Raw genomic sequence first — 15570 nt, forward strand, 5'->3', positions numbered from 1 at the left:
CGACGAGCGTTCCTCCATGTCCCGAGCCCAATGCCCTCGCTGCCTGCGCCCTCAGTCGCACTGCTTGTGCGAACTGATCCCTCACCTGCACAGCCGCACCCGCGTGTTACTCCTACAGCATCCGAGCGAGGTCGGCCATGCGCTCAATACCGCACGCCTGGCCGCGCTGGGCCTGAGCAATGCAGAGTTACGGGTGGGTGAAGTGTTTGACGATCTGGAGACATTGCTCAACCCGCCGGGTTATCAGGCGCGGCTGTTGTTTCCGGGGCAAGGGGCGCAACTGATTGCGGCGCATAAGGCTGAAGACAGTCTGCCGTGGTTGCTGGTGGTGCCGGATGGTACATGGCGTAAGGCGCGCAAGTTATTGCACCTTAACCCCCTGTTGGCGAATTTGCCGCGGGTGACCCTGCCCGAGGGCGCGCAGTCGCGCTATCGATTACGCAAGGCGCCGGGGCCTGGCGCGTTATCCACGCTGGAAGCGATCGTGCAGACCCTGGAACTACTTGAAGCGCCGCGTGTATTCGAGCCTTTATTGCGCCCGTTTGAAGCCTTGATTGAAGGGCAGATTGAAGCGATGGGCGCCCAAACCTACCAGCGCAACCACCTTGATAAAGCCTGACGACAGGCGCGCGTCTAAGACTTTACGACGGCTGTGGCGTCGATCACAGCCGCGCCTGACTCGTCAGTTCCCAGGTGTCCTAGCGTTCGCGCAATGACTCTGTTCTGGCTTTCAACACCGGTTTGAGCAAGTAATCCAGCACGCTTTTCTGCCCGGTGACGATGTCCACTGCCGCGGTCATGCCAGGAATGATCAGCAGGGGTTTTTGATCACCCCCCAAGTGGTTTTTGTCGGTGCGCACCTGGATCAGGTAAAAGCTGTTGCCCTTGTCGTCGGTGATGGTGTCGGCACCAATCAATTCCAGTTTGGCGCTCATGCCTCCGTAAATCGTGTAGTCATAAGCGCTGAACTTGACCATGGCTTTCTGTCCAGGATGCAGAAACGCGACATCCTGAGGTCGTACTTTGGCCTCGATCAACAGGTTATCTTCCAGCGGTACGATTTCCACCATGTCACTGCCCGGCTGGACTACGCCGCCAATGGTGTTGACCTTCAGCTGTTTGACGATGCCGTGGACCGGCGATACCACCGTGGTGCGGCTTACCCGGTCGTCAATGGCGATGCTGGTGGCGGTGATTTTCGACAGGTCGGTGCGTTTTTGATTCAGCTCCTTGGCCGCGTCCGAGCGAAAGGTTTGTACCGATTCGTCGATCTTGCTGCGGATTTCATTCATCGCCGCTTCAGCGCGCGGAATGGCGAGGGTCGTGGAGTCCAGCGAACCGCGAATTTCGACCGCGCTGCGTTTGAGACGCAAGATTTCGACCGGCGATACCGCACCCGTACCCACCAGTGGCGCCGACATGTTCATCTCCTGATTCAACAACGCCAGGCTGTTACGAAACTGCTCTTGTTTGGAACGAAACTCGGCCAACTCCTGGGTTTTTTGGCGCAATTGCTCGGTCAACGTGCGCTGCTCGCTGTTGAGCCGCCGCTGACGTTGCAAGAACAGCGATTTTTCGTCTTCAGCCACTTGCGGCGCTTTGGCGATCACTTCGGGTGACAGTTCAAACGGCCGTCCCTCGGCTTCGGCTGACAGGCGTTCAACCTGGGCGGTGAGGGCGTAACGGTCGACTTCACTTTCGCCACGGTTGGACAAAAAGCGCGTGTCATCCAGGCGCAGCAGCGTATCGCCCTTATTGACCATTTGCCCTTCGCGCACCAACAGCTCAGTGACGATCCCGCCTTCAAGGTTCTGGATGACTTGTACCTTGCTCGAAGGAATGGCCTTGCCATCGCCCACGGTCACTTCGTCCAGTACCGCGAACTTGGCCCACAGCAGCGCCACAATAATCAACGCCGCCGCGATCCACACGGTGATGCGCGACAGGCGCGGTGAGTCTTGCAGTGAAGCCCCGGTGGCCTCGGGCATGTAGTCGCTTTCGCCACTTTTCTTGAAACTGTCCAGATAACTGCGCAAGCCGGAGCGTGCAGACATACATCTCTCCTAAACGGCGGCAGAGCCGACACGGCCCTTGCGCAACGCGTCAATAACCGCTTCTTTGGGGCCATCTGCAACGATCCGGCCGTTATCCAGCACGATCAGGCGGTCGACCAAACTGAGCATGGCGGTGCGGTGGGTGACCAGCAGCAGGGTTTTGCCTTGCATCCAGGTGTGCAAGCGCTGGCGCAGGGCGTCTTCGCTGGCGTTGTCCATCGCGCTGGTGGGTTCGTCGAGCAGCATGATCGGTGGGCTTAGCAACAACGCCCGCGCCAATAACACGGCTTGGCGTTGACCCCCCGAGAGCAGTTGCCCGCGCTCACCCACCGGGCGGTCAAAGCCTTGCGGGTGCTGGCGGGCCAGTTCGCTGACGCCCGTCAGTTCGGCCACTTCGAGCATGCGCGCGTCACTGATGTAGCGCGCGCCCAGGGTCAGGTTGTCGCGCAGGCTGCCCGCCAACAAGGGCAGATCGTGGGCCACATAGCCGATTTGTTGGCGCAGGTCGGCCACGTCCAGCTGCCGCAGGTCGAGGCCATCGAGCAGGATTTGCCCTTCATCGGGGGCAAAGAAGCCCATCACCAAACGCCCCAGCGTACTTTTGCCCGAGCCGCTGCGCCCGATGATGCCGACCCGTTCTCCGGCCTTGATACTGAAACTGATGTCGGCAAGTGCCGGGCTGCTTTGCCCGGCGTAGCGAAAGGTCACGCGGCTGGCTTCGATTGCACCTGTGAGTTGGGTGCGCTCCAGAGGGCGCTGTTTCGGATCACGTTCTTGGGGCAGCGACATCAGTGCATCGGTACTGCGCATGGTCAACTGGGCTTGTTGATAACGAGTAATCAGCCCGGCGATTTGTCCCAGTGGAGCTAGGACCCGACTGCCCAGCATGTAAGTCGCTACCAGTGCGCCGACACTCAGGTTGCCGGCAATGATGCTGTACACCCCGGCGACGATAGTCGCCATGCCGCACAGTTGCTGAATGAACAGCGTGCCATTGGTGGCCAGCGCCGAGAGGTTGCGGGCATGGGCATCAAGCCGGGTGAGGGCGGCGTGGGTGCTTTCCCAGTGATGCTGGCGCTCGCTTTCTGCACTACAGGCTTTGAGGGTTTCCAGGCCGCTGAGGGTTTCGATCAGCAATGCCTGGCGCTCAGCGCCCAATGCCAGACTTTTTTGCACGGTGTCGCGCAAGCGCACCTGAATCAACCAGGCAAAGCCTATGGTGATGGGGAAGGCGATCAATGGGATCAGCACCAGCCACCCGCCCAGCAAACCGATCACCACCAGCATCAGCACGGCAAAGGGCAGGTCGATCAGGCTGGTGAGGGTCACGGCTGTGAGAAACTCGCGTAACCCCTGAAAGTCGTGAATGCTTTGCGCGAAACCGCCAATGGTCGCGGGCCGGGCTTTCATCGACATGCCGGTGATGCGTTCAAACAACGTCGCCGACAGGATCAGGTCGGTGCGCTTGCCTGCCTGGTCCAGCAGGTGCGCCCGCACCAGTCGCAGCACCATTTCAAACCCGGTGCCGATCAGCAGGCCAATGGCCAATACCCACAAGGTGGAGGTGGCCTGGTTGGGCACCACGCGGTCGTAGGTTTGCATCACGAACAGCGGCACCATCAAGCCGAGGACGTTGATCAGCAAGCTGGCAAGGATGGCGTCACTGTAGAGCCAGCGGGACAATTTGAGGGTGTCGCGAAACCACGCACTGACCCGCGGCACCAGCGGCGCGCGCAGGTCCTCAAGTTCGTGCCGCGGCCGTGCGAACAAAGCCTGTCCGCTGTAGTCCTGCTCCAACTCTTCACGGCTGACCCATTGCTCGCCACCTTCGGCTTCGCTGGGCAGGATCAGTGCCTTGCCGTCTTCGCCCCACCGGCGCAATACGGCGCAACGGCTGTCTTTGAGAATCAGCAATACGGGCAAGTTAAGCGCCGAAATGGCACTCAACTCGCGGCGCAATACCCGCGCCTGTAAACCTGCGCGTGCGGCGGCGCGGGTCAGCAAGTCCAGGCTCAGGCGCTGCTCGGGCAGCGGCAGGCCAGCGGTCAGGCTGGCTCGGCTGACAGTGGCCCCGTGCACTTGACACAGTATCAACAGACCATCCAACAACGGGTCATCAAAGCTCAGGCGTGGATCTACGCCTTGCCCTATTTCTTGCAAGGTGGTCAAAGGGTTCACTCCAGGCGCTTACTTCATTTCCGGCAAACGGGCATCGCTTTTTACTTCGGTCTGGGCGATAGATTCTGCGGGCATGACAACGTTTTCCTTACGCAGTAATTCCCCCATGTTCGCCAGTACGCGGTACATCGAAAACTCTTCGGTGTAGCGCACTTCGGTGTAGCGGCGGTTGGCGTTGTATACCTCGTTTTCACTGTCGAGCAGGTCAAGCAGGGTGCGCTGGCCCAGGCCGAACTGATCTTGGTACGCCACGCGCACCTTGGCCGATGTTTCAGCGTATTGACGTGCGGTCGGTGTTTGCAGGCGCGCATTGTTCATGGCGTGCCAGGCCAGGTTGAGGTTTTCGTTGAGCATGCGCAGCGCGTTATTGCGGATGTCCATCGCCTGATTGATTTTGTGCGAGTCCGATTTCAAGCGCGCCTTGTCACTGCCGCCCTTGAACAGGTTGTAGTTCATCACCACCCCGGCGCGCCATTCGTTGTCATGGCCTACCTGACCTTGCACGTTATCGTTGGCGCCCACGGCCAGTTCGCCGTCAAAACGCGGGTAAAACGGTGACTTGGCCACTTCGTACTGTTTCTCGGCGGCTTGCACGTCGGCCTGTGCCGACTTCAGGTACGGGTTATTGATCAGCATGCTTTGCTGGGCAGCGGTGAAATTGCCCGGCAGCTCCCCCTTGATCGAGGGCGGCGTTTCCAATTGATCAGGCAGGCGCCCGACCACGCTGAAGAAATTGGATTCGGCGTCGGCCAAGTCCACTTCGGCTGTCTGAAAGTTGTTTTCGGCGAGTGCGCGACGGGCGATGGATTGGTCCTGGTCAGCGATGCTGCCGATGCCGCGTTCGCTGCGCATGCCGATTTGATCGTTTACCCGTAAGTGGGCCTGCAAATTATTTTTGGCCAGGGTCAGCATTTCGCGACGCTTGAGCACTTCGAGGTACACCTCGATGGTGCGCAGTGCCAGGCTCTCGGCGGTGCCCTGCACGTAGTAGGCGCGCGAATTGACCACCGCTTGAGTGCGACCCACTTCGTTGGAGGTGTTGAACCCGTCAAACAGCATTTGCCGCAGGCGCAGTTCAGAGGTCGTGTAGTTCAGCGTTTCCGTGTTGTGGCTGTTCAAACCCCGGGTGTTGGGGTTATCGCTGTAGCCTCGACCGTAGCTGGCGGTCAAATCAACAGATGGATAAAACCCTCCTTTGGCGACGTTGACATCCTCGTTGGCAGACAGGCGATTGTTCTCGCTGGCTTGCAGTTCCGGGTGCGTATTGATGGTGCTCTGGATCGCCTCGGTAATGGACATGGCCTGCGCCTGGCTGCACGCCATGGCCAGTAAAATAGCGCTGCAAAGAGGGTTCAAAACGCGCATGAGGTACTTCTCCCTGAATCAATGATGCTTAGCTGTCGCCAAAAAAATGACGTAATTTTTAGGTCAAACCGTTTCAGGCTTGTAACAACCAAGCTAAGAACATCTTTGGCGCGAGCTAAGAAGCATTTCTCATAAGTATTAGTCCGAAATAAACTTATGACTTCTTTAGGATCCGAGACACAGTTCTCACTGAAAAGCCCGTATTTCGCTTTTTTCAGGGCGTTTTTTAGGGTCTTAAAAGTTCAAAACTATTTTTCGGATGTGCAGCAAATGGGCTTGGAAGGGTGGCTGGGTCAGCGGTGAAAAAATGTCAACTAATTGACTGATGGCAATTTGACCGCTGTTTTTGTTGGGTTTTTAAGCGGGTTGTGCAGGCCAAATGATTTAAACCGGCCACGTTTTTTGCCATCGCGCGCTATTGATCCAGCCTCCCTGCCTGAGCTTTTGCATGTCCTCGTGATCACACAGGCCGAATGCGCTCGGCAGCAGAGGGAATGGACATGGCTAGTTTGATCGGTGTCGTTAGCAACGTGGTTGGCCAGGTAGTTGCGATTGCCAGTGATGGTTCCCGCCGAGTGCTGATTGAAGGTGATCGTGTGTTTGCCGGTGAGCAACTGGAGACGGGCACTGCGGGTGCGGTGGCAATCCATTTGCAAGGAGGTGGTGGTGAGCTGACCATGGGCCGCGAAAGCACCATGACCCTGTCCTCTGCATTGCTGAGCCCAAACCCGGCATCCCACGTTGATTCCCCTGAAACGTTGACCCCCAGCGAAGCCCAACTGACAGACGTTGAAAAACTCCAGGCGGCCATCGCGGCAGGCGAAGACCCGACCCAAGTGGCTGAAGCAACTGCCGCTGGTCCGGCGGCCACCGGTGCGCCAGGTGGTCAAGTGGGTGGCGGGCACACCTTTGTGCTGCTTGAAGAGGTGGCAGGTCGCGTTGACCCGATCATTGGTTTTCCGACCGCCGGGTTCAATGGTATTCCCGAATTCGTTGAGGAGCGGGTGATTGGCCTGCGCGATGACGACGATGGCGCGTTTGTGCCGCCACCGGTCGTCGTGCCTCCCGATAACCCTGTCACCTTGACCGGCCTGTCGGTGGAAGGCGGCGAGTTGACGCTGAGTGAAGCCAGTCTGGCGCTGGGTTCGGCCAGTAACCCGGCGGCCCTGACGCAAAGCGGCACCTTCAGCGTGTCTGCGCCTGATGGGCTTTTGACTTTGAATGTCGGCGGCATAACGGTGGTCAATGGCTCAGTTGCGAGCGGTGTAGGTCAATCCATCACCACCGGCTTGGGCAATACATTGACCATTACGGGCTACAACCCGACGACTGGCGTTGTCAGTTACAGCTACACCCTCAACGGCAATGACACACATCCTGCGGGGCAGGGCGCCAACAGCCTGAGCGAACATTTCTCAGTCATCGCCACCGACAGTAATGGCAGCACCGCCACCAACAGTCTGGACATCAACGTGGTCGATGACGTGCCCACGGCGGTTAACGACAGCAACGCGGGGGTGGCGTCCGAAACTCAACTGACGCTCAGTGGCAGCGTACTGACCAACGATAGTCAGGGTGCAGACCGTGTAGCGACGGGGCCTGTGACGGCGGGTACTTTTACGGGCACATACGGCACGTTGACCCTGGCCGCAGACGGTACTTATACCTACACGCTGAACCCTCAGGATGCTGATTTTCTGGCCCTCAAAGGCGGGGGTAATGGCACCGAAACCTTCAGTTACACCCTGACTGACTCAGACGGTGACAGCAGCACGGCCAACCTGGTGCTCAACATCCACAACAACGACGATACGGTGAGTATCGTCCCCGGCATCAATGGCAACCTCACGCCGCTCAATGAGGCTCACTTGCCCACCGGCTCCGCCCCCGATGCCGCCGCGCTGACTCAGCAAGGCTCTTTCACGATCAACGCGCCCGATGGTTTACAGAGTTTGTCTGTGGGCGGCATTAACGTGATCAGCGGCGGGGTGGTCAGCGGTGTCGGCCAGTCCATCACCACTGGCCTGAACAACACGCTGACAGTCACCGGTTACGATGCCACCACGGGTATCGTCACTTACACCTACACACTTAACGGCAATGACTCGCACGCAGCGGGCAATGGCGCAAACGTGTTGGGTGAACAATTCAGCGTCATAGCCACCGATACCAATGGCACCACCGGCACCAGTACGCTGATCGCCAACGTGATCGACGATGTGCCCACGGCGGTCAATGACAACAACGACGGCATTGCCTCGGAAAGCAATCTGCAACTCACAGGCAACGTACTGACCAACGATGTTCAGGGCGCCGACCGCGTTGGCGCTGGGCCGATCACGGCGGGTACGTTTACCGGGACCTATGGCACCTTGGTGCTGGCCACTGACGGTACTTATACCTACACCGTGCATTCGACCGATCCTGCCTTTTTGGCCCTCAAAGGCGGCGGTAATGGCACCGACACCTTCACCTATACCCTGACCGACTCGGACGGTGACGCCAGCACCGCGCAACTGGTGCTGAACGTTCACAACAACAATGATCCGGTGGTCTTGACCGGGTTGGACGTGGGGGGTGGCGAGCTGACCTTGTATGAAAGCAATCTGCCTGCGGGCAGTACACCCGTGGATGCCAAAGGGCCATTGACCCAGTCGGGCACATTCACCGTCACCTCGCTCGATGGCCTGCAAAACTTGAGCGTCGGCGGTATCGACATCATCAAGGACGGCGTCATCAATACGGGTGTGCAAACCATCAGCACCGGGCTGAACAACACCTTTACCGTCAACGGGTACAACCCGGTGACGGGCGTTGTTTCCTACAGCTACACACTCACTGGCGCGGATCAGCATCCGGCAGGCGACGGCACCAACAGCGTGAGTGAACAGTTTGCTGTCGTTGCCACCGATGTCGATGGCAGCACTGCCACGGGAACGGTAGACGTCAATATCGTCGATGACGTGCCGAGCGCGGCAAATGATACCGGCGGCCTGATCGAAGGCGGCACCTCGACCCTTAACGTACTGACCAACGATGTGTTGGGTGCAGACGGCGCGACAGTGGTCGCCATTAAAGCGGGCAGCAACGCCGCAGTCACCGTCACCAGTGGCGGCAGCACCGTGATCAACGGCACCTACGGCACGCTGACCATCTCGGCAGATGGCACGGCGGTGTACAAAGGCACACCGAATCTGGTGACTACGCCGACCGCCACTGACACCTTTACCTACACCATCCGCGATGGCGACGGCGACCAAAGCACCGCCACGGTGACCTTCACCCTGACCGACAGCGGTTTGAAAGTGGTCAGCGATGCGCAGGCCACGGTGTTCGAAAATGCACTCGACCAAACTCAGGACGGTCTCGATCTGGCTCCAGGCAGCGTGACCGGCAGCGCACCGGATTCAACCGCTGAGACGGTCACTGGCAACCTGACCGCCAACACCTCGGGCGGTTCGGGTGCTCTGACCTTCGTGCTTTTGAGCAATACAGCGGGCGCCTATGGCCAAATTCAACTGAATGCCAATGGCCAATACACCTACACCCTGACCTCGGCGCCAAAAACCACACCCGGCGCGGACAACGGCGCCAACACCGTGGCCGGTCTGGAGAACTTCACCTACCAGGCCACCGACGCACTGGGCAACACCACCACCGGCACGATCAAAATCAGCATCGTCGACGATGTGCCGCAGGCCACCAACGACACCGGCACGCTGATTGAAGGCGGCACCTCGACCCTTAACGTACTGGCCAACGATGTGTTGGGCGCAGACGGCGGGGCGGCAGGCGGCGCAGTGGTCGCCATTAAAGCGGGCAGCAACGCCGCAGTCACCGTGACCAGTGGCGGCAGCACCGTGATCAACGGCACCTACGGCACGCTGACCATCTCGGCAGATGGCACGGCGGTGTACAAAGGCACACCAAACCTGGTGACCACGCCGACCGCCACTGACACCTTTACCTACACCATCCGCGATGGCGACGGCGATCAAAGCACTGCAACAGTGACCTTCACCCTGACCGACAGCGGTTTGAAAGTGGTCAGCGATGCGCAGGCCACGGTGTTTGAAAATGCGCTGGATCTGGTCAAGGATGGCGCCGATCTGGCGCAAGGCACGGTGACTGGCAGTACGCCAGCGTCAACCGCTGAGACTGTCACCGGTAACCTGACCGCCAATACGTCGGGCGGTTCGGGTGCTCTGACCTTCGTGCTTTTGAGCAATACAGCGGGCGCCTATGGCCAAATCCAACTGAATGCCAATGGCCAATACACCTACACCCTGTCCTCGGCGCCAAAAACCACACCCGGCGCGGACAACGGCGCCAACACCGTGGCCGGTCTGGAGAACTTCACCTATCAGGCCACCGACGCGCTGGGCAACACCACCACCGGCACGATCAAAATCAGCATCGTCGACGATGTGCCGCAGGCCACCAACGACACCGGCACCCTGATCGAAGGCGGCACATCAACCCTTAACGTACTGGCCAATGATGTGTTGGGCGCAGACGGCGGGGCGGCAGGCGGCGCAGTAGTGGCGATTAAAGCCGGTAGCAACGCGGCGGTGACCGTGACCAGTGGCGGCAGCACCGTCATCAACGGCACTTACGGCACCCTGACCATCTCGGCAGATGGCACGGCGGTGTACAAAGGCACACCGAATCTGGTGACTACACCGACGGCCACTGACACCTTTACCTACACCATCCGCGACGGCGACGGCGACCAAAGCACCGCCACGGTGACCTTCACCCTGACCGACAGCGGTTTGAAAGTGGTCAGCGATGCGCAAGCCACGGTGTTCGAAAACGCGCTGGATTTGGTCAAGGATGGCGCCGATCTGGCGCAAGGCACGGTGACTGGCAGCACCCCGGCATCAACCGCTGAGACGGTCACTGGCAACCTGACCGCCAACACCTCGGGCGGTTCGGGCGCTGTGACCTTCGTGCTTTTGAGCAATACAGCGGGCGCCTATGGCCAAATCCAACTGAATGCCAATGGCCAATACACCTACACCCTGACCTCGGCGCCAAAAACCACACCGGGTGCTGATAACGGCGCCAATGTGATTGATGGCCAAGAAAGTTTCACTTACCAGGCCACCGACGCGCTGGGCAACACCACCACCGGCACGATCAAAATCAGCATCGTCGACGATGTACCACTGGCCACCAACGACACTGGCACTCTGATCGAAGGCGGCACCTCGACCCTTAACGTACTGGCCAACGATGTGTTGGGCGCAGACGGCGGGGCGGCAGGCGGCGCAGTAGTGGCGATTAAAGCCGGTAGCAACGCGGCGGTGACCGTGACCAGTGGCGGCAGCACCGTGATCAACGGTACTTACGGCACGCTGACCATCTCGGCAGATGGCACGGCGGTGTACAAAGGCACACCGAATCTGGTGACTACGCCGACCGCCACTGACACCTTTACCTACACCATCCGCGATGGCGACGGCGATCAAAGCACTGCAACAGTGACCTTCACCCTGACTGACAGCGGTCTGAAAGTGGTCAGCGATGCGCAAGCCACGGTGTTCGAAAACGCGCTGGATTTGGTCAAGGATGGCGCCGATCTGGCGCAGGGCACGGTGACTGGCAGTACGCCAGCGTCAACCGCTGAGACTGTCACTGGCAACCTGACCGCCAACACCTCGGGCGGTTCGGGTGCTGTGACGTTTGCCTTGCTCGGCAGCACCACTGGTGCCTATGGCCAAATCCAACTGAATGCCAACGGCCAATACACCTACACCCTGACATCGGCGCCAAAAACCACACCGGGTGCCGACAACGGCGCCAACACCGTGGCCGGTCTGGAGAACTTCACCTACCAAGCCACCGACGCACTGGGCAACACCACCACCGGCACGATCAAAATCAGCATCGTCGATGATGTGCCGCAGGCCACCAACGACACCGGCACCCTGATCGAAGGCGGCACCTCGACCCTCAACGTACTGGCCAATGATGTGTTGGGCGCAGACGGCGGGGCGGCAGGCGGCGCAGTGGTCGCCATCAAAGCGGGCAGCAACGCGGCAGTCACCGTCACCAGCGGCGGCAGCACGGTGATCAACGGCACCTACGGCACGCTGACCATCTCGGCAGATGGCACGGCGGTGTACAAAGGCACACCAAACCTGGTGACGACGCCGACCGCCACTGACACCTTTACCTACACCATCCGCGATGGCGACGGCGATCAAAGCACTGCAACAGTAACCTTCACCCTGACTGACAGCGGTTTGAAAGTCGTCAGTGATGCGCAAGCCACGGTGTTCGAAAACGCGCTGGATCTGGTCAAGGATGGCGCCGATTTGGCGCAAGGCACGGTGACTGGCAGTACGCCAGCCTCAACCGCTGAAACCGTCACCGGCAACCTGACCGCCAACACCTCGGGCGGTTCGGGCGCTCTGACCTTTGTACTTTTGAGCAATACAGCGGGCGCCTACGGCCAAATCCAACTGAATGCCAACGGCCAATACACCTACACCCTGACATCGGCGCCAAAAACCACACCGGGTGCCGACAACGGCGCCAACACCGTGGCCGGTCTGGAGAACTTCACCTACCAGGCCACCGACGCACTGGGCAACACCACCACCGGCACGATCAAAATCAGCATCGTCGACGATGTGCCGCAGGCCACCAACGACACCGGCACGCTGATTGAAGGCGGCACCTCGACCCTTAACGTACTGGCCAACGACATTCTCGGCGCAGACGGCGGGGCGGCAGGCGGCGCAGTGGTCGCCATCAAAGCGGGCAGCAACGCGGCAGTCACCGTCACCAGCGGCGGCAGCACGGTGATCAACGGCACCTACGGCACGCTGACCATCTCGGCAGATGGCACGGCGGTGTACAAAGGCACACCAAACCTGGTGACGACGCCGACCGCCACTGACACCTTTACCTACACCATCCGCGATGGCGACGGCGATCAAAGCACTGCCACGGTGACGTTCAATTTGACGGACAGTGGACTAAAAGTAACCAGTGCTTCACAGACGACTGTGTTTGAAAATGCGCTGGACTTGGTCAAGGATGGCGCCGATTTGGCACAAGGCACGGTGACGGGCAGCACGCCTGCGTCAACAGCAGAAACGGCTACCGGCGATTTGACGACGACCACCACCGGTGGCGTAGGGCCATTGACCTTCACCTTGCAGGGCAGTACCACGGGCACTTATGGCGTATTGCAACTCGGCAGCGATGGTAAATACACCTACACCCTGACCTCGGCCCCGAAAACCACGCCCAATGCCAATGACGGTCCCAACACGGTTGTGGGCGAAACGTTTAACTATCAAGCCAAAGACTCACTGGGCAACACCACCACCGGTACGATCCAGATCAACATCGTCGATGACGTGCCCAAAGCCGTCGCCGCCGAACGTTCGGTGACCACGGTCAAGGTGGATTCAAACCTGTTGCTGACCATTGACGTGTCCGGGAGCATGGGCGATCCGTCCGGTGTGCCGGGCTTGAACCGTCTGCAACTGGCCAAGCAAGCCATCAACGCGTTATTGGACAAATACGCCGGCATGGGCGATGTGCTGGTACAAGTCGTGGCTTTCAGCAGCTCGGCGACGAATGTCAGCGGTGGCTGGGTAACCGTGGCGCAGGCCAAGGCATTTGTGGGCTCGCTCACCGCAGGCGGGGGCACCAACTATGATGGCGCCGTCGCAACCTCGCAGACGGCCTTCAATTCGAGCGGCAAGCTGACAGGTGCGCAAAACGTCGGGTATTTCTTCTCTGATGGTGCGCCGACGGCAGGGCAGAACATCAGTGCCAGCGATGAAGTGGCCTTGAAAGCTTTTCTGGATGCCAACAGCATCAAAAACTACGCCATCGGCCTGGGCACTGGGGTCAGCAACGCCAACCTCAACCCGCTGGCGTATGACGGCAGCACCCACACCGACACCAACGCGGTAGTGGTAACGGATCTGTCGCAACTCAACTCGGTGTTGGCAGGCACCGTGATTGCACCGACGGTGACCGGCACGCTGCTGGAAGGCGGCTCATTTGGCGCCGACGGTGGTTTTATCAAGTCGATCACGGTGGACGGCGCCACCTACACCTATGATCCCAAAGCCAGCAATGGTGCGGGCGGGCTGACGTTTACGGGTACGGTGAACCACGGGACGTTCAATACGGTCGACAACACCCTGACCATCGCCACCAACAGTGGCGCCAATCTGGTGATTAACCTGGACACTGGCGCGTACTCTTACACGCCGCAAACTGTCGCGGCGACGCCGTTCAATGAAACCATCGGATTTGTGGTCAGCGACAATGATGGCGATCTGGCAGGTTCCAGCGTGGTCATTCATGTCAATCCAAACGTCGCCCCCGTGGCAGGCAATGACAACATCATCACCAACATTCTGGCGCCGACGATTGCGGTGCCCGGTGATGTGTTGCTGGCCAATGACACAGACGCCAATGGTGATCCTTTGTCGGCAACCCCTACCACGTTCACCACGCTGTGGGGCGCGAAGGGGGCAGGCTTCACCAGCACCACGGGCACATTGCCTACAGGCACGTTCAACGCAACGGCGAATGCGCTGGCCAACCAACAACTGACCGTTGATCGTTCGTCCTTCAAGATCAACACCAGCACCATGACCGCCGCGTTGTTGGTGAGCGGTTATTTGGGGGCCGTCACCAATGCGGCCGCTAACCCCAATGCCGAGGACGTGATCAGCGTCAGCCTCAAACAGGGCGAGACGCTCAATCTGGACCACAACCTGTTGGCTGGCAGGATTGGCATGGAGTACTCGTTCAACGGCGGGGCCTACACGGCCATCGCAGACGGCGGGACGTTTACCGCAGGGCAAACTGGCACTTATCAAATCCACATCACGAACATCACCAACCCTGATAACAGTAATGCGGCTGAAACCTACAACCTGAACATGACCATTGGTTATGCCAACACCACCGTGTCGCCGAACTTTTCGGGCAGTTACATCGCCAGCGATTCCCACGGTGGCAGTGACAGCGGGGGTGTGACGCTCACGTATCAAGCCGGGACATCACTGACCGGCACGGCGGGGGATGACGTGATGCTGGTGGCTGCCGGTAATAACACGGTGCATGGCGGCGACGGCAATGACGTGCTGTCAGGGACCACCGGCAACAACAACTTCTATGGCGATGCGGGCAATGACCTGTTGTTCAGCGGCTCGGGCAACGATCTGCTCGATGGCGGTACGGGCAATGACACTGCCAGTTATGCCCACTCGGCGGCCGGGGTCACGGTCACGCTGGCGAGCACGGCACAGCAAAACACCGTCGGCGCGGGCCTGGATACGCTGGTGTCGATCGAAAACCTGACCGGCTCCAACTTCAATGACGTACTGACGGGCGATGGCAATGCCAACGTGATCAATGGTGGCCTGGGTAACGACACCCTCAACGGCGGCGGCGGTGACGACATTCTGATTGGCGGGATGGGCAACAACACCCTGACCGGCGGCACGGGTAATGACACCTTCCTTTACCAGCAAGGCAACACGGGGCGTGACACCGTGACCGACTTCACGTTTGGCTCGGACAAACTCGACTTGTCGCAATTGTTGCAAGGCGAGAATGCCACGGCCGCCTCGCTGGATGATTACCTGCACTTCAAAGTGACGGGGTCTGGTGCCACGTTGGTGAGCAGCATCGACATCAGCGCGGTCGCCGGGGCCACGCCGACCCAGACCATTGATCTGGCCGGGGTCAATCTGGCGACCCAGTACGGGGTCACACCGGGTGCGGGCGGGCTTATAGCGGGCGGAGCCGATACGGCCACCATCATCAACGGCATGCTCAATGATCATTCGTTGAAGGTGGACACGGTGTAATCGGCTACGCAGCTGCTAGGGGGTGACGGGCCTGCGCTGCCGTTGGCGCAGGCGAGGTGCGATTGCGCGGCGATCGTAAACGCGGGTGATTGCGTGTTGCCAGAATGTCGCGAACC

The 15570-nt window shown here is 59.6% G+C and carries 5 protein-coding genes; 2 read left to right on the forward strand and 3 right to left on the reverse strand.

Annotated features, from left to right (window positions below; all coding sequences use genetic code 11):
* Positions 1-16 precede the first annotated feature (16 nt).
* Positions 17-619, forward strand: coding sequence for a tRNA-uridine aminocarboxypropyltransferase (locus tag ACP7A4_RS18390; RefSeq protein WP_059762050.1), 603 nt, complete (start codon positions 17-19; stop codon positions 617-619).
* A gap of 79 nt (positions 620-698) precedes the next feature.
* Here the strand turns inward: ACP7A4_RS18390 and ACP7A4_RS18395 are convergent, their stop codons facing one another.
* The 3 genes from ACP7A4_RS18395 to ACP7A4_RS18405 are packed head-to-tail and all read right to left on the reverse strand — an operon-like array spanning position 699 to position 5597.
* A complete protein-coding gene (locus ACP7A4_RS18395; RefSeq protein WP_059762051.1) occupies positions 699-2054 on the reverse strand; it encodes an HlyD family type I secretion periplasmic adaptor subunit in 1356 nt (451 codons plus the stop codon).
* A 9-nt stretch (positions 2055-2063) separates the two neighbouring features.
* The gene (locus ACP7A4_RS18400) at positions 2064-4223 is read right to left on the reverse strand and encodes a type I secretion system permease/ATPase (RefSeq protein ID WP_059762052.1); all 2160 of its coding nucleotides are present in this window, start codon (positions 4221-4223) and stop codon (positions 2064-2066) included.
* Between the two features lie 18 nt (positions 4224-4241).
* A complete protein-coding gene (locus ACP7A4_RS18405; RefSeq protein WP_059762053.1) occupies positions 4242-5597 on the reverse strand; it encodes a TolC family outer membrane protein in 1356 nt (451 codons plus the stop codon).
* A gap of 500 nt (positions 5598-6097) precedes the next feature.
* On the opposite strand from ACP7A4_RS18405, the gene ACP7A4_RS18410 reads away from it, so the two are divergent.
* Complete coding sequence (locus ACP7A4_RS18410; protein ID WP_426247917.1) at positions 6098-15454, forward strand: retention module-containing protein; 9357 nt, start codon at positions 6098-6100, stop codon at positions 15452-15454.
* Positions 15455-15570: the final 116 nt, after the last annotated feature.

The sequence above is a fragment of the Pseudomonas sp. TWR3-1-1 genome (genome assembly GCF_049896545.1).
Lineage (GTDB): Bacteria > Pseudomonadota > Gammaproteobacteria > Pseudomonadales > Pseudomonadaceae > Aquipseudomonas > Aquipseudomonas weihenstephanensis.

What these genes read in the sequence shown, in the direction of transcription:
- ACP7A4_RS18395 (WP_059762051.1), bottom strand. Translation starts at nt 2,054, where the DNA reads ATGTCTGCACGCTCCGGCTTGCGCAGTTATCTGGACAGTTTCAAGAAA.
- ACP7A4_RS18410 (WP_426247917.1), top strand. Translation starts at nt 6,098, where the DNA reads ATGGCTAGTTTGATCGGTGTCGTTAGCAACGTGGTTGGCCAGGTAGTT.
- ACP7A4_RS18390 (WP_059762050.1), top strand. Translation starts at nt 17, where the DNA reads ATGTCCCGAGCCCAATGCCCTCGCTGCCTGCGCCCTCAGTCGCACTGC.
- ACP7A4_RS18405 (WP_059762053.1), bottom strand. Translation starts at nt 5,597, where the DNA reads ATGCGCGTTTTGAACCCTCTTTGCAGCGCTATTTTACTGGCCATGGCG.